Below are 22,189 nucleotides of genomic sequence, written 5' to 3'. Positions count from 1 at the left end.
CCTCGACAAGACCGGAAAATACGGCAGAATAACCAGCGTCAAAGTGGCTCAGTTTTCAGCCCGCGAAATGGCTCAGTTTTCGACCATCGCTGACATGTCCTCAGCATCCGTAGCACGCACCAGTGTCTTGCCAGACTTCCAAAATGTGCGCCCTGGCTTCGCCCAGAGGCGAATGTGGCATTCTCGCGGACTCTGAAGTCCCGGGTCTAGGCCGGACAGGTCCTCGGGTGTGGCTCGGACGGATATGGCGATTTATTCGCAGCGCTTTGTCACCTGGTAGCGTGCAGGGATCCGTCAACAGGAATGGGTGATTCCGCCCCGGGAGGCGGTCGGCGTTGCCTGTGCAGTCCCCAGCAAGATCCGCTCGGCTAACTATCGGATTCCACTGCGGCGTCCTTCCGAAACCCTTGCTGGCCGGCCCGCCATGCGACGATGTCCAACGCCCTCAACGCTGAGATCTTCTCGCCTGGAGCGATTGCCGCCAGAGCCTGCCAATGGTCCAACTGGTCGCTGAGGTCTTTCTGGACGGCTTGAAGCCAAGACCGGCTGTATGCTTCCCAGCTCCGCCCCTTCACCGGTGGGACTGGAGCATCCGTGCAGTCCGTATAGCAGTAAGCCACGTACTTGTCATAGATCGGGATGAGTCCTGGCCGCTTCCTTGCGAGCACCTTGGCGACCTTCGTCATCTTGACCCATTTCGGACGCTTGGGGTCGAGGACGCTGAAAAGCTTTGCGACGGCGTCCAAGGTGTCCGAGCTCGCCTCCTCCAGCGGCAGGTCGAATTCGACGCCCTGGAGGTGCTCGTTCAGCTTTGGTATGAGCGCTTCAAGGGCATAGTACGTAGGTATTGGGTTCCTTGAGACATTCAGCAAAGCGATTGCCAGAAGGTCCGCCTGCCTGACGTCGATCCTTTCCTTCCCGGCCCCCTCATATGTGTCGTAGGCGGGGTATCCGGAACCGCCTGGGTGGTTCACCAGATAGTCCGTAGCCCAGTTCTGGGCCTGCTCATAAGGGACGCTGAGACCGCCAACTCGAAGTGTCGTCATAGGGCCACGCTAACGGGCGCGTGAGCCGCCCGAGTCTCGGCACGCCGCTGTGGACCTCCAGGGAGCGCCGACGCGCGAATCCGCCTCGACACTTCTGCAGCGCAACACCGTGCGGGCACACCGGACGTTCGCGGACCGGTGACGCCGAAATAGAAATCCACACTGATTTCGACCTGGTCACCGCCGTTGGCGTGTATGGTCCCGGGGACGCTGCAGCCAACTACGCGTGCCAGGCAATCGACGAGCGTAGGGATTTCGCGAGGCGCTGGACGGACGCGTTGACGGACGGATCGGTCGTCGAGAAGTCCGCAGCCTGATTGCCAATCACGGCCGAGAGCTCCGTCCAGGTAATCCAGCAGAAGACATCGTGGATCCGTTCAACCAGCCCTTCCAACGCCAGCTGCTCGTTGTTAGCGCGTAGTAGTACGGACTCAAGTTCGGCGGAAATGGCGTCTTCGAGGGTCATTCGGCCACGGCCTCGGACCAGAACCGGAGGGGCCGCGCCCAGCAACAGGATCAGAGGGGTGCGCGTAGCTGCATGCGCCATCGTTGCCACGTATTCCTTTGCCAGCTGCTGTGGTTGGAATGAACTCGATCGAACGCGCTTGGCCTCAACGAGGACAAAAGAGCCCGGAGAAGTGACGAGAGCGTCTGGCTGCACCACGAGCTGGTCAGTTCCTGACCGGTTCGGGGCGAGCGCCATATCCCCCGGCAGGAATCGAAGTTCGGCTTCTTCGATCTCTTTGGCCAGGACATTCCTGGCGTGGTCGGCGCCCTTGGCGGCACGAATTGCCGCACCGAGGAAGCGGTCGCGGGGAAGGAAGTCGAGCGCCATCAAGACTTCTGCGCTGAGCACATTCTCCCGGCCCCGGCCGCCTTGACGGTAACTGGTCGCGTGTTCCCACGAGACTTCCTCAAGCAGCTTTCCGACCATCGACATGGCAATACCCGGCACGGCTTCCACAGAGATTCCTTTCCGACTCGGCTACTGCAAACCTGACCGTGACCGCCGGCTTACCCCACCATCGCGGAGACGCGTACTCGATTCAACGCGTCGGCGAGCAGATCCACATCCGCCTCCGGGAACAAGCTCTCCGGCCCCGCAGGCGCAGCGTCGCTGTAGGGAGACTCGTAGAGAGCGCCGACGTCCACGACACCGTTCTCGGTGAGCTGCTGGACGATCATATCTACGAAGTGCAGCTGATTGGCGTTCAGGGTCTTGTCCCCCACGAACTCCGACAGGGAATCCAACGCCGCCTGGCGGTCCATACCCACCAGAGACCGGACAAACAGTCCAAGTCCCTCGGCTTGTGCAGTGGCTGCTTCAAGCTCCTCGGGCGAACCCGCGCCACTCTCGACCAGCATGCGCTGGAGTTCGGCAAGATCTGTCTCGGTCAGGGGCAGCCCGCGGCGTAGGCGATGGATTGCCATGTGGTCCAGGAACCCCTGGAGATACATCCGGGCCTTCTCGCGGTACCGGACCAGATCTACCGATCCGGTCACGGTCCCCTTCAGCTCACCTTCCACGATCTCGCCGAGGGTGTCTTCGAAGTTCGTGTAGACCACCTTGCGGCGCTTCTTCTCGATCAGGTGCACCAGCCCCCGGAGCCGCACGCGGATCAGCTCAAGCCACTGCGGCGAGACCTGGCCCCATTCCCCTCCCTCCAGGATCGACTGGATCAGAAGCATCTGGGCCGCGATAGCGGGGATGTTCGGCTGATCCTGCAGGGCGGAGGCAATCTCGACGATTTTCTTGCGGTACGGTTCGACGGCGGCCGCGGAGGTCAGCGAAGCCAACTGCGCCTGATACATCAGCAGGTCGAAGCGTTTGGCTTCCTCCGTATCGGCGGCGGAAGCCAGCGTCGCCAAGGGTGCCAGCCTGGTCTGCAGGTCCGTCAGATCCTGCGTGCCAAGGGTGCCCCAGGAAGCGGGCTTCGAGAACTTCTCCACCCACTCCAACTGCGGGCGTACCAAGAAGTTCTCCCGGGGCAGCCCCGCTACTTGCCCCGCCAGGCCGGATTGAAGTGCCGGCACGAAGTCGCCGTCGAGCCCGACCGTGCTGGCTTCGGCCAGCAGCTGTGCCCGGACGGCGAAGCTGCGGTGCGCCAGGGACTGTCCCAGGGACCCCTCGGAACCGGGCAGCTCGGCGTTGAAATATTCAATGTTCTGGCAGACGTCAAAGATGAAGAAGTCCTGCTTGTCCTCACCAGGTCCATACAGCTCCGGCCGGAGCCGGGTACCCCGGCCCACCATCTGCCAGAATTTTGTCTTGGAGCGCACCACCTTGAAGAAGAGCAGGTTGACCACTTCGGGCACGTCGATTCCGGTGTCGAGCATGTCCACGGACACGGCGATGTGCGGGCTGTCCTCGGCGCGGGCGAAGGCGTCGATCAGGGTGGAGACGTAGTTGACGCTGTGCGTGATGATCTTCGCGAAAGTGCCCGCATACTGGGGGTAGTTGGTGTTGAACCGTTCGGCGATGAATTCTGCGTGCTTCTGGTTCTTCGCGAAGATGATCGTCTTTCCGAGCCGGTCTCCCCCGGCGACCTTGTGCCCGCGGGTCATCAGCACTTCTAGTGCCTTGTCCACGGTGTTGGCGTTGAACAGCCACGTGTTCAGGATGGCCGGATCCACGGCGTCGGGGATCTCTCCATCCTCATCCCATTCGGCGGAGTCCCACTCCTCCTTTTCCTCCTCCGAAAGTTCCTCGTATCGGATTCCATCGACCGGGAACTTCAGCGGAGTGGATACGGTCCGGGGCGGTACGAGGTAGCCGTCGGAGATCGCCTGCGTCAGCTCGTAAGCGAACGTGGGGACGTGGTCCTCGATGTCGAACAGGGAATAGGTGTTGCGGTCCACTTCGGACTGCGGTGTGGCGGTCAAGCCCACCAGATACGCATCAAAGTAGTCAAAGATGGCCCGGTACTTCTGGTACACGGAGCGGTGGGCCTCATCGATGACGATCAGGTCGTAGTGGCCGATCCCGAACCGTTGTGTCAGGACCGAGTCGTCGTCCGTCCGTTCGTTGATCAGGTTCATCATCGTCGGGTACGTGGCGATGTGGATGCGGCTGTCAGCCTCCACATCCCGGCCCAGCACCACCGGGGATGATCCGGGGAGATTGGTTTTGAAGGCGCGGGCCGCCTGGTCCACCAGGGCGACCCGGTCGGCCAGGAACAGAACGCGTTTGGCCCAGTTCGCCTGCATCAGCAGGCTGGAGAGCGCGACGACGGTGCGCGTCTTGCCGGAACCGGTCGCCATCACCAGCAGCGCCTTGCGTTCCTTATCCGTTTCCAGGGCATGCGTGACGGCCCGGATGGCGGCCTGCTGGTAGCTGCGGCCCGCGATCTCGGTATTGATGGCCGCAGTGGCGAGGGGTTTCCGGGTGGTGCGGCGGTCCACCATGAGCTGCAGCTGGTCCCGCGTGTGGAAGCCTTGAACAGGGCGGGGAGGATAGCCGGAGGCGTCGTCCCAAATCCAATGCTCGTAGCCGTTGCTGTAGTAAATAACCGGGCGCTGGCCCCTCTCCTTCTCCAGCGCATCGGCATAAAGCTTGGCCTGCTGCTGCCCCTCGTAGGGTGACTTGGCTGACCGCTTGGCCTCGACGACGGCGAGTGGCTGGCCGTCGGATCCCCACAGGACGTAGTCCACAAACCCGGTTCCGGTTGTGGGGCCGGCGTGGGTAGGCATGTGGTGGACTTCGAATTCGCGGTCCTCGGATTGGTCGAGTGCCCACCCTGCTTCGCCCAGGTACAGATCGATGTAGACCCTGGTTTCGGCTTCGGAATAGTCGTGGCTGTCCGGGAGCTTCTTGTTTTCTTCCTTCGCCCGGGCGATCTGTGCGCGCAGGGCCTCAAGCTGGGCGTGCAGCTGCTCGTTGTCCTGCTTCTGCGCGGCCAGCGCTGCGTCCTTGGCCGCCAGTTCTTCGGCGAGTTTGGCCGTCTGGTCCGCAGTGCGGGGCTTCTCGGCGGACACCGGAACGCCCGGCTTAGGGATCGGGCTGAGGAACTGTCCGTTGAACTCAACAGTTGAGGCCGGGCGGTTGGCAGGATCCCGGGTGTAGCGAAGCGCCAGCCAGATGCAGACGTGGAAGAGTTCCCGAACAGTCTGCTCAGAATGCTGGACGGTGATGGCAGCACTGGTGTGGATGGCGCTGTTCGCGACCTTGCGGATAAGGTGGAACTTGCTGACGACCGTCTCGCCCGCGAGCCGCTTGAATGTCGGTTCCGACATCAGGCCGTTGAGATCGCTCTTGTAAGGCACCGTCAGCGAGTCGTCGGCGTCGTACAGCCAGGCCAGCAGCGCTTCGACGGACCGCCGCGCGTAGAGCAGCGAAGACCGAGGGTCTTTCCGCGCATACAGCTCGGCTAGCCGCGCTTCTTTCGCAATAACCGGCCACTCCGCCTGCAGTACAGCGAAGTTGCTGTTCACATCCCCCACTGCCACTCCTCTGTCGAAATTCTCTCTAGAGCCTAAATGGTGGTGACCGGCATGTGGCCCGGCAACACCGCTTTCAGCCCAAACCCGCCGCAAGGCGAAATCGGTTCCATAGGCTTGTGGCTACTCAAAGAAGTCCTCGTCGAGCTCGACAATGTCGTAGCTCTGCTTCACTTGGACACCCACTCTGTACTTGATCATCAGCCCCAGAAGCCGGGGACCGTCGATCAGAATGATGCGCGACGGAACGGCCTTGACGTAGTCCCGTGCGCCCGAGGTGAAAGCGCTGGTGGTAATAAACACGCCGCGCGAGGCTCCGACACCATGGAGAGCGCCAACGAAGGCCTGAATAGATTCACGCCCCACCGTATTGCCTTCGGCGTAACGTTTAGCCTGCACATAGATGCTGTCCAAGCCCAGCGCGTCTTGGTCGATTACCCCGTCGACGCCGCCGTCATTGCTGCCGCCGATACGCTTCCCACGCTGTTCGGCTCCGCCGTAGCCCATCCTGAGGAGCAGGTCGACCACCGCCTGCTCGAAGAAATCGGGGTGACTCTCCCGGAGACGGGTCAGGAGTGCATCGCCGACGTCAGAGTGAATGCGGTTGATCCCGGATTCAATCTGTTCGATCGGGTCAATATCCTCCACGAGCGTCTCATCGACGATGGACAGCATCGGCTTCTGCGCATCCGACTGGGGCCAGAAGGGCGCGAACAGCGTCCGCGCCGTGGAAAAGTCACTGATACCTTCCGGGTGTTTGGAGAACCACTCCCGTCCTGCATCGGTGATGCGGTAATTGGCCCGGACCGGCCGTTCAATCCACCCGGCCTTGAGGAGATTGCTGATAGCCCAGCCGAGTCGCTGCTCTGACCGGAGGCCACCAGTGTTCAAGGTCTCCACCCTTGCCCCGCCAGAGAGGTCCGCAGAGTCGATGGCGCGGCTAACGATGTCTCGCCGGTGCAGTGTTTCGCCGTCGGACAGTGCGCGAAGCACATGAGTCACAAAGAGCGGCCAAATCGGTACCTCCGAGTCGGTGATCACAGACGTCGTCTCCCTCATCAGAGTTCGCCCTTGAACGCTCGGCTCTGAAGCGACGCGAAAAGGGCGTCAGTCTCGGACAACTGAATGCGGTGTTGGTTCTTCAAGTGTTCGATAGCAGAGATCCTCGCCGCAAATTTGTGCTGCGCGGCAAGAGGAGGAACTGGGACAGCTAGGTTTCGAAGGTCCTTGACGTTGAGGTGTTTGGAGGTTGCTCCCACCATCAGATTAGAGATTCTGACAGGGCTGAGCGTGAACAGAAGATAGTGGAGGAGCATCAGGGGTACAACAATTTCCGGATTCGGGCGCACTTGGACTAACCGCTGCCCAAGAGAAGCGACCATGCCTTCTGGGACGATTGCCGCCACACCCACAGTTCCCTCTCGGCTCAAGATGATGTCCTCTGGCTCCAAGTAGGCACGTTTTGAGCGTTTATGATGTTCACCCTCGGAGACGAATCGGTGATCGTTCCAGTCCCAGCCTCCGAAGCCGAGATTGGATGTACGCAAGCAGGTCACTCCCGTTTCTGTCCACTGAGGCGTCGTGTGTGGGCAGTCGATGACCGCCGTTACGACTTCTTCGAGTCGGCGCCGTTCGGACCCCGAGTTTTGGCTCAACAGATCGTGGAACATTGACTGAGTGAGAATATCGAGGTGGGCGAGGGCCTGACGTCGTTGGGTGCGGAGCTCGTCGGCCTGGTCCAGTATGGCCGCAATCCGGCGCTGTTCTGCAAGGGGCGGGAGCGGAATCTTCGTGGACAGAAATTCTCGCCGATTCACATGCTTCATTGTCGCCCCGTGCAGGTGCTCCTCCATGTCTACAAGCGCCCCGGTCAACATGTGCCGAAGGTAGCCCTTGACGACTTTCGAGGAGTCGGGGACAACGCGAAAAATATGCTGGTTCAAAACCGCAACGTCTTCGTTTGCCCAGGTGAAGACGCCGAGAGACGCCGACCATGAGACCAGTAGATCACCAGGGCGGACCTTCAGCTTCTCGGGAACGTCCTTGGTCGTGCGATTGAAAGGCTTCGTAGAGTCGTTTAGATTTTGGATCCGGATTATCCGACGCCCCTCGTCGCCCCAATCCGTCGGCTTGAATGCCGCCCCGTTTATGAATTCGGCCACATCTCCTAAAGGGACTCGCAAACCGTCGTGGCGTTCTCTGGGCTTCAGATGCTCGATTAAGGCTGTCACTTGAGCAGCACCTTCAGCTCGGCCAATCCCACAGTGATTTCCTGCTCAAGGGCCTCAACCGCGGCGATGATCTCGGCCGGATCCTTGTGGTCGACCTCTTCGTGGTCAACTTCTTTGTACCTGTTGACCGAAAGGTCGTAGCCGTTCTCGGCGATCTCAGATTTTGGGACCAAAAACGACTGATCGGTGCGCGCCCGGCCGGCTTCAGTCGTCGTCCGCTGCCGCCATCGAGACACGACGTCATCAAGGTCTGAGGTTCCCACCGGGGTGCGCTTGTCGTCGAGACTAAAGCCGTCCGCGGTCACTTCGTAGAACCAAACGTTGTCGGTGCCACCAGAGTTAGTCTTTGTGAAAAACAGGATCGCGGTGGAGACGCCGGCATAAGGTTTGAAGACGCCGGAGGGGAGTTTGACCACGCCTTCGAGTTTGTGGTCTTCGACCAGCATTTTCCGGAGCGCCCTGTGTGCCGTCGACGAGCCGAACATCACGCCGTCGGGCACGATCACGGCGGCCCGGCCGCCGGGCTTAAGCAGCCTCAGGAACAGGGCCAGGAAGAGGAGCTCGGTCTTTTTGGTCTTGACCAGGGACAGCAGGTCCTTGGCGACATTATCGTAGTCCAGGCTGCCGGCGAACGGCGGGTTGGCGAGGACGACGTCGTATTTTTCCTCCTCGGAACCGTGCAGGTCGGCCAGCGAGTCCCGGTACGTGATGTCGGGGTTTTCCACCCCGTGCAGGAGCATGTTCATCGAACCAATGCGCAACATGGTGCTGTCGAAGTCGTACCCGTGAAACTGGCTGTGGTGGAAAAACTTGCTCTGCTCCGGAGCGGTGAGCAGGTTCGGGTTCTGCCTCCTCAGGTACTCCCCTGCCTGGACGAGGAACCCAGCAGTGCCGACGGCCGGGTCGCAGATCGCTTCCAACGGCTGGGGAGCCGTCATCTTCACCATGAGGTCGATGATGTGGCGGGGAGTGCGGAACTGGCCGTTGGTTCCCGCCGAGGCGATCTTGCCGAGCATATATTCGTAGAGATCGCCCTTGGTGTCGCGCTCGTCCATGGGGATTTCGTCGATGATGTCGACGACTTTTTCCAGCAGCCCGGCGTTGGGGATAGTGAATCTGGCGTCTTTCATGTGCTGGGCGTAGGAGGATTCCTCGCCGTTGGCCAGCTGAGCCAGCCCGGTGCGGAGGAACGGGAAGATGTGCTCGGCGAAGACGGTGTACATCTCGTCGCGGGAGAAGTTCTTGAACTTGCTCCAGCGGAAGTCCTGGTAGGAGCGGCCCTTCTCGTCCAGGCCATCGGGGAAGACAGGTTTTTCGACCGGCTTGCCGGTGCGGTTGGCCTTGTTCTCCGCACGCGTCTGGTTCTCGTCCAGACGCTTCAGGAAGAGCAGATACGTGATCTGTTCGATCACCTCCAGAGGGTTGGAGATGCCCCCTGTCCAGAACGCGTTCCAGACCTTGTCTACCTGAGATTTGATTTCGCCTGTTATCACCGTCTGAGTTTAGTGGGTATTCGATGCTCGGTCCCGCAGCCTCGCGGCGCTGCCGGACCGGCATGTCACTTCACACTCCGCGGCGCAGGATGTCGGCGATTTCGTCGGTCTCCTGGACCGATACCTCTCGAACTTCACCCCAATTGGTTCCACCACCCGGGAGGGTTCCAGCCACATGAAAGTGAAGGTGCGGAATGTCCTGATGGGCAGGTACACCGTTGTTCTGCCACACGGCAATGCCGGGACGGCTGAAGTTGAGGTCGATTGCTCGGGCGGCGGCGACAACGCCATCCATCAGCGCCTTGGACTCCTCACTGGTCACGTCCAAGATTGTTGGGCAATGACGCTTAGTCACGACCAAGAGATGAGGTAGTCCGCGCTGCTCTCGCGTGACCAATGTTGCGATAAGTGGCCCCGACCATAGCACCGTAAACGGCCGTCTGCCGCTCAGATAGTCGCAAAAAGCACAGGAGTCTTTTTCAGGAACCTCCAGGTTGGAATCGGTCACTAGGACATCCGCAGCGACTTGAGGAAGGCCTGTATCTCCAACATATCAATGCTGGGAGCATCCTGAGGTCGAACAACAATATTCAATTTGTCACAGACCTTTTCCTTGCGGGACGCCAAAATGAAAGACATGGCAATGAACCGAATAGAGTCTTGGGCTGGCAATTGCTGAGAAATCCGAGCCTGCCCCCCTCCGATTACCGGAATTGAGACCTCTCCGCCATTTGCGTGCTTTCTGACTTCATCCCACAGATTCTCGAGGCTACTCCACAGAGAACCCACTGTCGTGCGGGCCTCATTGTGCTCATTCATCTCCGTGTACGCGAAACAGAAATAGCATGTTGCGCCTGCTCGTACCCGCGCAACAGTTCCCCACGGGTATTGATCCGTTTTACCTGCCTTTGTGATTGTGCCGACAGGCGAAACACCAGCCAACGCAGAGGAAAGTTCGCTATTCAGCTTTGCGACATCGCTGCGGAACACGCGAGTCAGCAACTGTCCCTGAACACTATTGGTCTGGATAATGTCTGGAATTGCCGTATCGAAGGTATTCGCCATACCAACCACAATGTTCTCCGGCTGGGCGAACAAGTCCCCCTCTATGATCCGAATCTCCGTGTTGGGAGTGGAAAACTTCTGCTCGATAGGACGAGGCCAAGCTCGATGAAGGCTCCATATCAGCGATAACAGGACCACCGATGCTGGCCCAAAGCCACCAAATTTATCGAGGGTGTCTTTCACGAATATATCTAGGAGCCCAATGACAGCGCCCAACAGACCGAAGCAGGCCAGAAAGTGGATCGAAAGAGTCCGCCAGAACCGGGCGGTCCGAAGATCTCTAGCGACTCCCCTGTTCAAAGTCCAAGCCTTGAATAGACAGGTTCTTGATAATAATGCGGTCCGGACTTGCCGCTGGAGCCGAAGCTCGGTGCGTAACCGTCCAGGGCGTGCATGATGATCTTTGGCTGGAAAGACACCGATAGAGTGTAGTAGTTGGTGTTCAAAAAGGGCTGTGGGATGAACTTTCTGTCAATGCTTCTATCGCCGTCCAGGTTTGCTACGACCACAGGCAACTTCAGCTCGATGGCCGTTTCGATTTCGTAGGACAGGAAGGACTGGCCGTCGCCACCTTTTCTTCTGGCATGGTCACTGCCGAGAAGTACAACCTGCTTCGTGTTATTCAGCCGCTCGCGCAAACGCCGACGGATCGTTGCCGGCAGACTCGTATCCAGGGCCGTGACTAGGTCGTGTGCGTCCGAGAAGTCGAACCCGATGTGGTCGTTGTCGCGCCAAGCTTCCATGAGACGGTAGTACCGGATGTCTTCGCTAGCGAATGCTACGTAAGTCTTGTTCCTATAAGACACTGCTCAGTCCTCTGCGGCTCGGCGATTTTAGACGGTGTACTCGGTATTGCTCGGCTCAGGCGGCACGTGCTGCCCAATCGTGTATGCCGGGCAGCGTGCCCCGTTGCCTTTGGCAGGGGACGGCAGAAGTTCGAGCTGTGACGGGGTCAGCGGTCCCGGGACTCGATCTGGTGTGCTAACCGCCGACCAGACTCAGACGTCAACTTGCCAGTCCAGGTTCGCCACCTACCGCGCGAACCGCCGACCAGCGCCTCCGACCTCACAGCTCAAGACTTCCAAGCGGACGAGCCATTGGCGGTCCGCAATATATGACGGAGCCGCCAACCACCCTTCGTCCAAACCGCTGCCAACTAACTTGTCACGGATGCCATGTCGTTTGTCACTCGCCAACTAACTTGTCACTTGTGCCAACTAACTTGGCAACTCACACCCGATGGAGCTGGGGGCCATTTGCTCTGCAAAAAGGAACGACTTAGAAGTCCCAGTCCTCATCCTCTGTGTTCACGGCCTTGCCGATCACGTAGGAGGATCCGGAGCCCGAGAAAAAGTCGTGGTTCTCGTCCGCGTTCGGGGACAGTGCCGAGAGGATGGCCGGGTTCACGTCGGTGACGGACGCCGGGAACATGGCCTCGTAGCCCAGGTTCATCAGGGCCTTGTTGGCGTTGTAGTGCAGGAACTTCTTGACGTCCTCTGCCAGGCCAACGCCGTCGTAGAGATCGTGGGTGTACTGGACCTCGTTCTCGTACAGCTCGAAGAGCAGCTCGAAGGTGTAGTCCTTGATTTCCTGGCGCTTCTCCTCGGAAACCCTCTCCAGGCCCTTCTGGAATTTGTAGCCGATGTAGTAGCCGTGCACGGCTTCGTCGCGGATGATCAGGCGGATCAGGTCAGCCGTGTTCGTCAGCTTGGCGCGTGAGGACCAGTACATGGGCAGGTAGAAGCCCGAGTAGAACAGGAAGCTCTCCAGCAGGGTGGAAGCCACCTTGCGCTTGAGGGGGTCGTCTCCTTGGTAGTAGTCCATGACGATCTGGGCCTTCTTCTGAAGGTTCTCGTTCTCGGTGGACCAGCGGAACGCTTCGTCGATCTCCTTGGTGGAGGCCAGCGTGGAGAAGATGGAGGAGTAGCTCTTGGCGTGCACAGACTCCATGAACGCGATGTTCGTGTAGACGGCTTCCTCGTGCGGGGTCAGCGCATCCGGGATCAGGGAGACAGCGCCCACGGTGCCCTGGATGGTGTCCAGCAGGGTGAGGCCGGTGAAGACGCGCATGGTGAGCTGCTGCTCGACGGGGGTCAGCGTGTTCCATGACTGGACGTCGTTGGACAGCGGCACCTTCTCCGGCAGCCAGAAGTTGTTCACCAGGCGGTTCCAGACGTCGACGTCCTTATCGTCCTGGATGCGGTTCCAGTTGATGGCCTCGACGTGGCTAAGCAGCTTGACCTTCTCGGTCATGTCATCCCCTAAGCGTTGGGTGGGTTTCTCTAAGTCAAAGCGTACGACGGCGGGCGGGCACCCGCCGTCGTACGGAGCTAATTAGTTGAATCTACAACTACAGCATGCAGGAGACGCAACCCTCCACTTCCGTCCCTTCCAGCGCGAGCTGGCGGAGACGGATGTAGTAGATGGTCTTGATGCCCTTCTTCCAGGCGTAGATCTGGGCCTTGTTGATGTCGCGGGTGGTGGCGGTGTCCTTGAAGAACAGCGTCAGAGACAGGCCCTGGTCCACGTGCTGGGTGGCGGCGGCGTAGGTGTCGATGACCTTCTCGTAGCCGATCTCGTACGCATCCTGGTAGTACTCCAGGTTGTCGTTCGTCAGGTACGGCGCCGGGTAGTACACGCGGCCCAGCTTGCCTTCCTTGCGGATCTCGATCTTGGACGCCACCGGGTGGATGGAGGAGGTGGAGTTGTTGATGTAGGAGATCGAGCCGGTGGGCGGGACAGCCTGCAGGTTCTGGTTGTAGATGCCGTGCTCCATGACGGAGGCCTTGAGCGCCAGCCAGTCAGCCTGCGTGGGGATGTGCACGTCCTTGAAGAGCTCGCGGACCTTTTCGGTCTGCGGCACCCATTCCTGCTCCGTGTACTTGTCGAAGAACTCACCCGAGGCGTACTTGGACTTCTCGAAACCGCCGAACGTCTGGCCGGTCTCGATGGCCAGCAGGTTCGAGGCGCGGACCGCGTGGAACACCACCGAGTAGAAGTAGATGTTGGTAAAGTCCAGGCCCTCTTCCGAGCCGTAGTGGACCCGCTCGCGGGCCAGGTAGCCGTGCAGGTTCATCTGGCCCAGGCCGATGGCGTGGCTCTGGTCGTTGCCCTTGGCGATGGAGGGCACGGAGGTGATGTTGGACATGTCGGACACTGCGGACAGCGAACGGATGGCCGTCTCGATGGTCAGGCCGAAGTCCGGCGAATCCATGGTCTTCGCGATGTTCAGCGAGCCAAGGTTGCAGGAGATGTCCTTGCCGGTGGCATCGTAGGACAGGTCATCGTGGTACGTGGTGGGCTGGGAAACCTGGAGGATCTCCGAGCACAGGTTGGACATGATGATCTTGCCGTCGATCGGGTTGGCCCGGTTCACGGTGTCTTCGAACATGATGTACGGGTAGCCGGATTCGAACTGGATCTCCGCGAGGGTCTGGAAGAACTCGCGGGCCTTGATCTTGGTCTTCTTGATCCGGGAGTCGTCCACCATCTCGTAGTACTTCTCGGTGACCGAGACGTCGGAGAACGGCATGCCGTAAACCTTTTCGACGTCGTACGGAGAGAACAGGTACATGTCCTCATCCTTCTTGGCCAGCTCGAACGTGATGTCCGGGATGACAACACCCAGCGAGAGGGTCTTGATGCGGATCTTCTCATCCGCGTTCTCGCGCTTGGTGTCCAGGAACCGGTAGATGTCCGGGTGGTGCGCGTGCAGGTAGACAGCACCGGCACCCTGGCGGGCACCGAGCTGGTTGGCGTAGGAGAAGCTGTCCTCGAGGAGCTTCATCACGGGGATGACGCCGGAGGACTGGTTCTCGATCTGCTTGATGGGCGCGCCCACCTCGCGGATGTTGGTCAGCGCAAACGCCACGCCGCCGCCGCGCTTGGACAGCTGCAGGGCGGAGTTGATGGAGCGGCCGATCGACTCCATGTTGTCTTCGATGCGGAGCAGGAAGCAGGAGACCAGTTCGCCGCGCTGCTTCTTGCCGGCGTTCAGGAATGTGGGGGTGGCCGGCTGGAAGCGGCCGTCGATGATCTCGTCCACCATCTGGAGGGCAAGCTTTTCGTCGCCGCGGGCCAGGTGCAGGGCCACCATGCAGACGCGGTCCTCGTAGCGCTCCAGGAAACGCTTGCCGTCGAACGTCTTCAGCGTGTAGGACGTGTAGAACTTGAACGCGCCGAGGAAGGTCTCGAAGCGGAACTTCTTCTTGTACGCGCGGTTGAAGAGATCGCGGATGAAGTTCATCGTGTACTGGTCGAGCGTCTCGCGCTCGTAGTAGTCGTTCTTGACCAGGTACTCGAGCTTCTCTTCCAGGTCATGGAAGAACACGGTGTTGTTGTTAACGTGCTGCAGGAAGTACTGGTGCGCTGCCTCGCGGTCGGCGCCGAACTGGATCTCTCCGTTCGGGCCGTACAGGTTAAGCATCGCGTTCAGCTCGTGATAGCCCAAACCCTTGTAGGCGGCAGGCATCTCCGGCTTCTGGGCCATGGTTACTTCTGTGTCTGCGACAGTCGTGTCCAAAACGTGTCCAATCCTTGGTTGACCCGGGTGACGTCTTCCGGCGTTCCCATAAGTTCGAATCGATAAAGGTGGGGTACCTGGCATTTGGCGGCGATGATGTCCGCCGCCAGGCAGTAGTTGTCCCCGAAGTTTGTGTTTCCGGCGCCGATCACTCCGCGGAGCAGCTGCCTGTTCTGCGGGTTGTTCAGGAACCGGATGACCTGCTTCGGGACGGACCCCTCTCCCCCGGTGCCGCCATAAGTGGGCACCACCAGCACGAACGGCCGGGTGGCGAGGAGGGGTGCGTCCTTCGCGTAGAGCGGGATCCGGGCCACTTCCCGGCCGAGCTTCACAACGAAGCGGCTGGTGTTCTCGGAAGTCGAGGAAAAGTAGATGAGCTGGCTGCCGGTCCGGACTGCTTCGGTTTCATCCGATGCCCGGACGGGCGGGGACACCTCCACGCGCTGAGCCGCGTGGTTGCGCAGGGCCCTGCGTCCCTGCTGTGCTGCTGGTGCTGCGATGGAAGTCACCTCAGCTGGCTGGTTTGAAGGAAAAGCGGATTTCCTAGGCCACGGAGGAAACTGCGGAAAGCGCCAGTTCCTCGATCTTGTCCGGGCGGAAGCCGGACCAGTGGTCCTGGTCGGTGACCACAACGGGAGCCTGCATGTAGCCCAGCGCCTTCAGGCGGTCGAGTGCCTCGGCGTCCTGGGAGATGTCAACGCTCTGGTAGGTGATGCCCTTTTTATCAAGAGCGCGGTAGGTGGCGTTGCACTGAACACAAGCAGGCTTCGTGTAAACCGTTACGGTCATTGTCCCTGTCCCCTTAGTCGAAATCTTCGCTGGTCCGGTGTCCCCGTCCAAGCTGTATGTCGATACTACATGTAGTGCAGACGCCGCTTAGGAACCCCTAGATGATGTATTACAAGTATGTCATTTAATGCACCTTTAATCCACAGGCGGGCCCCTTCAAAATGTCCGGAATCCCGGCGATTTCGTGGACGCCATCCACACCCTGTGGAGTACTTAGCCACATTTAAACCCCAGCGTGTCGGGGAAAAGACGGCGTGTCGCGGCCGTCCGCGGGACCGTTCCGGACAGCCAAAAGGGGGTCCCGAAGTGACCTTCGGAACCCCCTTGGGTGAGCAAACGCACGACGGCGGCAGGCCGGCGTCGTGCGCCCCCCAGCTTTCACCCGGGGAAGGTGGCGCTAGAGCTGCGCCTCCCGCCGGTCCAGCACGATCTGCTGGACATCCAGGTAGCCGGACTGGAACCCGGCACGCGAATAGCAGAGGTAGAAGAGCCACATCCGCTGGAACACCGCATCGAAGCCCAGCCCGTCCACTTCGGCGGACCTGGTCAGGAAGCGCTCCTCCCACAGGCGGAGGGTGGCTGCGTAGTGGTCACCCATTCCCATGCGCTCCCGCACGCGGAGGGTGGTGTGCTGCTGCGTAACCCCTTCGATGGCCCGCACTGACGGCAGGAACCCGCCCGGGAAGATGTACTTGTGCACCCAGGTGTAGGCGTTGCGGGTGGCCAGCATCCGGCCATGGGGCATGGTGATCGCCTGGATGGCCACCTTCCCGCCCGGAGCCAGGACGCGGTCGATGGTCTGGAAGTAGATGGGCCAGTACTCGTAGCCCACAGCCTCGATCATCTCCACGGACACCACGGCGTCGTACTCGCCTTCCACCGCGCGGTAGTCCTGCAGTGCCACGGTCACCTTGTCCGCGTACCCGGCATCGGCGATGCGCGCCTGGGCCAGCGCCTGCTGCTCGCTGGAGAGCGTCACGCTGTAGACGGTGGCGCCGCGGGCTGCGGCCCGCAGGGCAAGTTCGCCCCAGCCGGTGCCGATTTCCAGGAGCCTGGTGCCCTCGCCAACGCCGGCCTTGTCCAGCAACCTGTCGATTTTCGCCTGCTGCGCCTCCGCCAGGACGCCGAAGTCCACGGAGTCCAGCGGTCCCGCCCCTGACGGGAACAGCGCCGACGAGTAGCTCATGGTGGTGTCAAGGAAGTTGGCGAACAGCTCGTTGGACAGGTCGTAGTGCCGTGAGATGTTGCTTCGCGTGTTCTGCTCCGCGTTCCGTTCCTGCCGGGGCGTGCGCGGCAGGTAGAGCGTCCGGAGCTTCTGCAGCGGCATGGGAATCAGGCTGTCAACGGAGGCAGCAAAGACCTCCAGGACGGCTGCGAGGTCGCTGGCTTCCCAGTCGCCGGCCATGAAGGATTCGCCGAGCCCGATCAGGCCGTTGTCACCGATCCGGACTTCGAAGGCTTCCGGACGGACCATCGTCATCACCGGCGCGTCGGGACCGCCCGTGCCCAGCACCGTTCCGTCCGGGTACGCCACGCGGAGGGGAAGCCGTTTGGCGGCCCCTTTGAAGAGCAGGCCTGCCGCCTTGCCGGCCACGGCAGCTTTGGCTCCCGACGGCGGCTGGGCAACTCCCGGCCAGATCTCCGGATCGATGGTGGCGGGCGATGCCGGCACTCCGGTGGGCGTCCAGGTGGCGGGGCCGTTGCCCTCACCCGGTGTGCCTGCCTTGGAGTGGGCTGCGGCGGTGCCGTTGTCGTCCGTCATTGTCATTGAACTGCCTCCTGTGAGGTGTGGTGTGGCTTGGTGACGACGGGCAGGCGTCTTGCCCAGAGTTTAATGCCCTGCACCCTGATCAGGGCGGATACCAGCAGCGGCGCGGCCGGGACCTGGATGGCGGCGGCGATGATGTTCCGTGCGGTAGCAGGACGCCGCCGCCCGTCCATGGTGGCCACGAAGGGCCGCTGGCCTTCGCGCTCCAGCACGATCGAGACCGCCAGCCGCTCCCCCGGCGCAGGCAGCTTCATCCGGTACTGCCCGTCGACGTCGTTGAAGGGTGAGACGTAGAACGCTTTGGGTACAGAGGCCCGGCCTGCCGAGTCCGTCCGGAGCAGGTAGCAGTGGCGCTCACCGTACGTGTTGTGGACCTCGGCAACGACGCATTGGAGGTCGCCATCGCTCCGGTAGCACCAGAACAGGGACAGCGGGTTGAAGACATAGCCGAAGACCCGGGCGCTGGTCAGCATCCGGATGGCGCCGCCGTCGGGCTCTATGCCCTGGGTCCGCAGGTAGCGTTCCACGTTTGAGCGGATGCTGTCTTCCGGGTTTCCAAGGTGGTCGCCGGCATGGAATCCCGCCAGCGGCCGCAGCCAGGCGGGGACGCGGGGCAGCCGGTCGACGTCGACGAACCAGCTGTAGCTCCGGTAGGTGAACGCGTTCTTCAGCGGGCTTTGCCGAACGTGTGAAATCGAGGTCCGGTAGATGGCCGCCGCAGGTGCCGCGGCACCATCGGTGGTGGCTGTGCCCGCGTTCATGGCTACACCGTAGCTCACGAGGGTTCCGCCGCCTGGGCGAACTCGCGCTCCCCCTCGTCGGCAACATCCGTGGGGCCGGCCTGGACGGGAGCCCACTGGCGGCCCAGCTTCTCCGCGGCGCGGACTCCTGCGAGGGCTCCGTCTTCGTGGAATCCCCACCCGAGGTAGGCGCCGGCAAAGGCAACTTTGCTGTCGCTCAGGGCCGAAATCGCTTCCTGTGCCTTCAGCGATTCGGGCGTGTACTGGGGGTGTTCGTACACCATCCGCTCCAGCACGGTGCCATCGCCGATGAGATCGGACTCGCCGAGGCTGACAAGGTAGGGGCGGCCGTCCTGCGGTTCAAGCCGCTGCAGGCGGGTGAGGTCGTAACTGACCAGGACCCTGTCCGGCCGGGCATCACAGGACGGCAAACGGTAATTCCACGAGGCCCTCGCGTTCTCCGCGGACGGCAGCACGGCCGGGTCGCGGTGGAAGACCGTCTGGTTCACGGAATAGGGCATGCCGCCCAGTGCTTCCTTCTCCTCCGGGGTGGCGTCGGCAAGGAACCCGAGGGCCTGCGCCGGATGGGTGGCAATCACGACGGCGTCAAAGCCTTCCAGCGTGTCTCCGGCCGCGAGCTCCACGCCCGAGTCGTGGCGCCGGATGGCGGTAACGGGCGTGTTGAGCCGGACGTCCGGCAGCGTCGCCGCCAGCTTTTCCACGTACCGCGCCGATCCGCCCGTGACCGTCCGCCACTGCGGCGAGCCCTTGAGGCCGAGCAGTCCGTGGTGGCCAAGGAAGGTGAACAGGTAGCGGGCGGGGTAGTTCAATGCGGTGGTCGGATCGCACGACCACACCGCGCTGACCACAGGCGTCATGAAGTGGGAAATGAAGTACTGGCTGAAGTTTTCGCGGGCCAGGAACTCTCCGAGCGTAGGTTCCGGCGTCTTCGGGTCGCCGCTGACGGAAGAGGCCGGGGCAGTCTTCAGCAGAGCGCGGGCCCTCCGGTAGAACCGGGTGACTTCCAGCAGCATCAAGAGATAGCGTCCACGCAGCAGGCTGGACGGCCGGGCAATGATGCCGCGGGCTCCGTCACGGGCCCCCGCGTACTCCAGGCCGCAGCCGTCGCAGCGGATGGACATGCTCATCTCGGAGTCCTGGGTTTCGACACCAAGCTCGGCAAACAGCCGCAGGAGGGTGGGATAGGTGCGTTCGTTGTGGACAATGAACCCCGTATCCACGCCCATCAGGGAGCCGTCCGGCTGGGGCATGTCGTGGGTGTGGGCGTGCCCGCCCAGGCGGGAATCGGCCTCGAACAAGGTGACGTCGTCCTGCCGGTTGAGGACGTAGGCGGCGGTCAGGCCTGCCACTCCGCTGCCGATGACGGCAACGCGCCGCCTCTCGCCCCCACTCGCTGCTGGGTTAGGTGACAATCCATGCTCCTCTGCTGAACATCTGCCGCTGGACGGCTATACAAACGGCTATTCGGCGCCGGACCCGAAGCGGATGGGCTGATTGCCGCGCTTCTTGTCCAACTTTCTGTCCAACCCTATGGGCACGGCACTCGGAGTACTGTTGGCTGGTGGTCAATCCGGTACACCTGAAGACACTGATGGAGGTCACCCGCCTGGGCTCATTTGCTGCAGCGGCGGCAACCCTGGGCTACACGGCGTCAGCGGTGTCCCAGCAGATGTCTGCCCTGGAGCGGGACACGGGCACCATACTGTTCCAGCGCTCGGCGCGCAGCGTGGTGCCCACGGAGGCGGCCGTCGTCATGACCCGGCATGCGGCCAAGGTGCTCACCGACATCGAGGCCCTGATGGCCGCCGCGTCGAAGACCCAGGATGCCGCCAGCCAGGAACTCCGGCTGGGCATCTTCCCCAGCCTTGCCACCTATGTCCTCCCCCGGATCCTCAAGAATCCGGCCTGGAAGAACCTCGGCATTGACCTCCGCGTCTCGGTGGCCGAGCCGGGACAAACCATCCAGGGGCTGCGCGCGGGCGGAGACCTGGACCTCGCCGTGGTTTTCCAGGTGGGGCAGACCGGGGTGGCGTGGCCGGCCACCATTAACAGGCAATGGATTGGCGATGACGACTTCCGGGTGGTCCTTCCGCGTGACTGGGGATTCCGGCCGGATGCCGGGGTGGCGGCCGAACACCTGTCCGAGCTGCCGTGGATCATGCATCACCCCGGCACCAGCGACGCGATGGTGATCGAACGGCTGTTTGCCGGCTGCAACCTCCATCCCCGCGTCGTGGCGCACAGCGACGACTTCCACGCCAGCCTGGAAATGGCGGCCGCCGGACTGGGTGCAGCGCTGGTCCCCGAACTGGCGCTGCGGAACAAGCCCGCCGGCGTCGTGGTACTCGACGTCCCCGAAATCCGGCTTGCGCGCAACGTTTTTGCGCTCCTGATCAATGACCGGAAAACGGCCCGGGTGCAGTTGTTTGTCGACCTGCTGGCGGAGACACTGGCCGGAATGCGCACCGCGGTGAATTAGGCCTGAACGCTGGAATGCGCTGCCCTTGGGGGCTATGTTGAAACTATGAACAAGGTAGCCAGCCAGCATTTTGGCGAGATTGAGCTCAATCACGGCAGGGATCACCTCTTTGCCGCCAAGCATGAGCTGCGTGGCCACCCGCTCAAGATTGACCTGAATGTCACTGCCCACGACCACTTCGATGAAGCGGCCCTGCGCAAGGTGGACTACCGGCTCCGTTTCCTGCCTGAACTCGTCGATGAAGTGCGCGAGATGATCGCCGAGGAACTCGACCAGGAAGGCACCAGCCCGCAGGAGTACCTGCACTTCCACTGCAACGCCCTCAAGGACGAGCACCTGCAGAAGGTGTTTGGTGTGGAGGAACGCAGCCAGCTCACCAACGATGTCTTCCTCAAGGCTCTGAAGCTGGGGCATCTCGCTATCTACCCCGGGCAACCCGAGCGCTACTTTGTCCTGGACTTCACGCTGGGCGAGCACTTTACGGACGAGGTGCTGGTTGCCTCTGCCGACGAGGACGGCGTGGTGGACGACGAAATCGTCTGGGAATCCTGATTAGAGCACGACGGCGGCGGGGCACCATCAAGCGAAAGTGACGCAGCGCCGCGAAGCGGCTCAGCTGGCGAGCTGTCCCCGGTTGGCGATGCTGCGGCTGCCGGAGCGGCTGTGGCGTGGAAGGGCCAGCTTGTCCAGCACCTCGAGGGCGCTCTGGTGCTCGTTGAACGTGTAGAGGTGGATTCCGGGAGCGCCGGCGTCCAATGCCGCGTTGGCAAGGTCCACGGTGGCATCGACGCCGACGCGGCGGCGCTCGGTGTCCGTGTCGGCCGCGGCCAGCCGCTCCGTGAGTTCCGCCGACGGTTCCACGCCTGCGAGTTCACCCAGGCGCTTGACGCGCCGAAGGCTGGTGAACGGCATGACGCCCGGGATGATCGGGATGGTCACTCCGGCACGGCGTGCCCGGGTGAGGAGGTTCAGGTACTGCGAGGAATGGAAGAACACTTGGGTGATGGCGAAGTCGGCGCCGGAGCGCTGCTTGGCCAGCAGAACTTCGACGTCGTGTTCCTCGCTGGGTGATTCCGGGTGGCGGGCGGGATACGCCGCCACGCCCACCGCAACCTTGCCCGCACACAGCAGGGCCGACCGGCGCTGCTCCACACGGCGGATCAGATCGATCAGGTCCTGGGCATAGCGCAGGGAGCCGTTGACCGGCTGGCTTGCGTCGCTGGAAAAGTCACCGCGGAGGGCGAGGATCCCACGGACACCGGTGTCCAGCAGTTGGCCGATGACGCCGGCAAGCTGTTCCGGCGTGTTCCCCACGCAGGTGAGGTGCGCCAGCGGCCGGAGGGTGGTTTCCAGGAGGAGCCGGTCGATCAGCTCGATGGCGTTGTCCCGGTTGGATCCGCTGGCACCGTACGTGACAGAGACGTAGTCCGGTTCCGTGGTTTCCAGTTCCCGGATGGTGGTCCACAGCGTTTCGGCAGCGGCCGGCGAACGGGGTGGGAAGAGTTCGTAGGACAGCGCCACCGGAGCGGCGTCTGAGGGGTTTGGCTGTGTCTCAATAGGGCTTGGCGGTGACATTTGCGTCCTTGGCTTTGGGCCAT

20 protein-coding genes are annotated in these 22,189 nt (G+C 61.8%); 3 read left to right on the top strand and 17 right to left on the bottom strand.

Annotated features, from left to right (window positions below; translation table 11 throughout):
- On the top strand, positions 1-196 hold a 196-nt coding region (locus ACFV4R_RS02715; RefSeq protein ID WP_377202092.1), incomplete at its 5' end, for a hypothetical protein.
- Positions 197-368: 172 nt separating this feature from the next.
- Here the strand turns inward: ACFV4R_RS02715 and ACFV4R_RS02710 are convergent.
- From ACFV4R_RS02710 to ACFV4R_RS02635, 16 genes are all read right to left on the bottom strand, one after another.
- Positions 369-1,046: a DUF6308 family protein gene (locus tag ACFV4R_RS02710; protein WP_377202093.1), complete on the bottom strand. Its 678-nt coding sequence runs from the start codon at positions 1,044-1,046 to the stop codon at positions 369-371.
- A 220-nt stretch (positions 1,047-1,266) separates the two neighbouring features.
- Positions 1,267-2,010, bottom strand: coding sequence for a hypothetical protein (locus tag ACFV4R_RS02705; protein WP_377202094.1), 744 nt, complete (start codon positions 2,008-2,010; stop codon positions 1,267-1,269).
- A gap of 50 nt (positions 2,011-2,060) precedes the next feature.
- A complete protein-coding gene (locus tag ACFV4R_RS02700) occupies positions 2,061-5,486 on the bottom strand; it encodes a DEAD/DEAH box helicase family protein (protein WP_377202095.1) in 3,426 nt (1,141 codons plus the stop codon).
- A 120-nt stretch (positions 5,487-5,606) separates the two neighbouring features.
- Entirely contained in the window at positions 5,607-6,542 is a 936-nt protein-coding gene (locus ACFV4R_RS02695) for a restriction endonuclease (RefSeq protein WP_377202096.1), read from the bottom strand.
- Complete coding sequence (locus tag ACFV4R_RS02690) at positions 6,542-7,714, bottom strand: restriction endonuclease subunit S (RefSeq protein ID WP_377202097.1); 1,173 nt, start codon at positions 7,712-7,714, stop codon at positions 6,542-6,544. Before ACFV4R_RS02690 ends, ACFV4R_RS02695 begins: the two co-directional genes overlap by 1 nt.
- Positions 7,711-9,207, bottom strand: a complete 1,497-nt coding sequence (locus tag ACFV4R_RS02685; RefSeq protein ID WP_377202098.1) for an N-6 DNA methylase — start codon at positions 9,205-9,207, stop codon at positions 7,711-7,713. Before ACFV4R_RS02685 ends, ACFV4R_RS02690 begins: the two co-directional genes overlap by 4 nt.
- Positions 9,208-9,277: 70 nt before the next feature.
- Positions 9,278-9,715 carry an HIT family protein gene (locus tag ACFV4R_RS02680; protein WP_377202099.1) on the bottom strand — a complete coding sequence of 146 codons (438 nt, stop codon included), beginning with the start codon at positions 9,713-9,715 and terminating at the stop codon, positions 9,278-9,280.
- A complete protein-coding gene (locus ACFV4R_RS02675; protein WP_377202100.1) occupies positions 9,715-10,455 on the bottom strand; it encodes a macro domain-containing protein in 741 nt (246 codons plus the stop codon). Before ACFV4R_RS02675 ends, ACFV4R_RS02680 begins: the two co-directional genes overlap by 1 nt.
- A gap of 113 nt (positions 10,456-10,568) precedes the next feature.
- Positions 10,569-11,078 carry a TIR domain-containing protein gene (locus ACFV4R_RS02670; protein ID WP_377202101.1) on the bottom strand — a complete coding sequence of 170 codons (510 nt, stop codon included), beginning with the start codon at positions 11,076-11,078 and terminating at the stop codon, positions 10,569-10,571.
- Positions 11,079-11,550: 472 nt separating this feature from the next.
- Complete coding sequence (gene nrdF / locus ACFV4R_RS02665) at positions 11,551-12,525, bottom strand: class 1b ribonucleoside-diphosphate reductase subunit beta (protein ID WP_377202102.1); 975 nt, start codon at positions 12,523-12,525, stop codon at positions 11,551-11,553.
- A 97-nt stretch (positions 12,526-12,622) separates the two neighbouring features.
- The gene (gene nrdE, locus ACFV4R_RS02660; protein WP_377202279.1) at positions 12,623-14,743 is read right to left on the bottom strand and encodes a class 1b ribonucleoside-diphosphate reductase subunit alpha; all 2,121 of its coding nucleotides are present in this window, start codon (positions 14,741-14,743) and stop codon (positions 12,623-12,625) included.
- A 20-nt stretch (positions 14,744-14,763) separates the two neighbouring features.
- Positions 14,764-15,234, bottom strand: coding sequence for a class Ib ribonucleoside-diphosphate reductase assembly flavoprotein NrdI (nrdI, locus tag ACFV4R_RS02655; protein WP_056079970.1), 471 nt, complete (start codon positions 15,232-15,234; stop codon positions 14,764-14,766).
- 103 nt (positions 15,235-15,337) lie between these two features.
- Complete coding sequence (gene nrdH, locus ACFV4R_RS02650) at positions 15,338-15,583, bottom strand: glutaredoxin-like protein NrdH (RefSeq protein ID WP_015937305.1); 246 nt, start codon at positions 15,581-15,583, stop codon at positions 15,338-15,340.
- 397 nt (positions 15,584-15,980) lie between these two features.
- Entirely contained in the window at positions 15,981-17,351 is a 1,371-nt protein-coding gene (locus ACFV4R_RS02645) for a class I SAM-dependent methyltransferase (protein ID WP_377202103.1), read from the bottom strand.
- Positions 17,348-18,112, bottom strand: a complete 765-nt coding sequence (locus ACFV4R_RS02640) for a DUF1365 domain-containing protein (RefSeq protein WP_377202104.1) — start codon at positions 18,110-18,112, stop codon at positions 17,348-17,350. Before ACFV4R_RS02640 ends, ACFV4R_RS02645 begins: the two co-directional genes overlap by 4 nt.
- 14 nt (positions 18,113-18,126) lie before the next feature.
- Positions 18,127-19,524: an NAD(P)/FAD-dependent oxidoreductase gene (locus ACFV4R_RS02635; RefSeq protein ID WP_377202105.1), complete on the bottom strand. Its 1,398-nt coding sequence runs from the start codon at positions 19,522-19,524 to the stop codon at positions 18,127-18,129.
- 149 nt (positions 19,525-19,673) lie between these two features.
- Here ACFV4R_RS02635 and ACFV4R_RS02630 point away from each other — a divergent pair, with 149 nt between their 5' ends.
- Together ACFV4R_RS02630 and ACFV4R_RS02625 are read left to right on the top strand one after the other, a co-directional pair.
- Complete coding sequence (locus ACFV4R_RS02630; protein WP_377202106.1) at positions 19,674-20,591, top strand: LysR family transcriptional regulator; 918 nt, start codon at positions 19,674-19,676, stop codon at positions 20,589-20,591.
- A gap of 45 nt (positions 20,592-20,636) precedes the next feature.
- Positions 20,637-21,143: a DUF2004 domain-containing protein gene (locus ACFV4R_RS02625; RefSeq protein WP_015937310.1), complete on the top strand. Its 507-nt coding sequence runs from the start codon at positions 20,637-20,639 to the stop codon at positions 21,141-21,143.
- A gap of 60 nt (positions 21,144-21,203) precedes the next feature.
- Here the strand turns inward: ACFV4R_RS02625 and ACFV4R_RS02620 are convergent, their stop codons facing one another.
- Positions 21,204-22,166, bottom strand: coding sequence for a methylenetetrahydrofolate reductase (locus ACFV4R_RS02620; RefSeq protein ID WP_377202107.1), 963 nt, complete (start codon positions 22,164-22,166; stop codon positions 21,204-21,206).
- Positions 22,167-22,189: the final 23 nt, after the last annotated feature.

Source organism: Pseudarthrobacter sp. NPDC059871, assembly GCF_042731175.1.
Taxonomy (GTDB): Bacteria; Actinomycetota; Actinomycetes; order Actinomycetales; family Micrococcaceae; genus Arthrobacter.
Note: the sequence above shows the minus strand (reverse complement) of the source record. Positions and strands in the feature narration are given on the sequence as shown.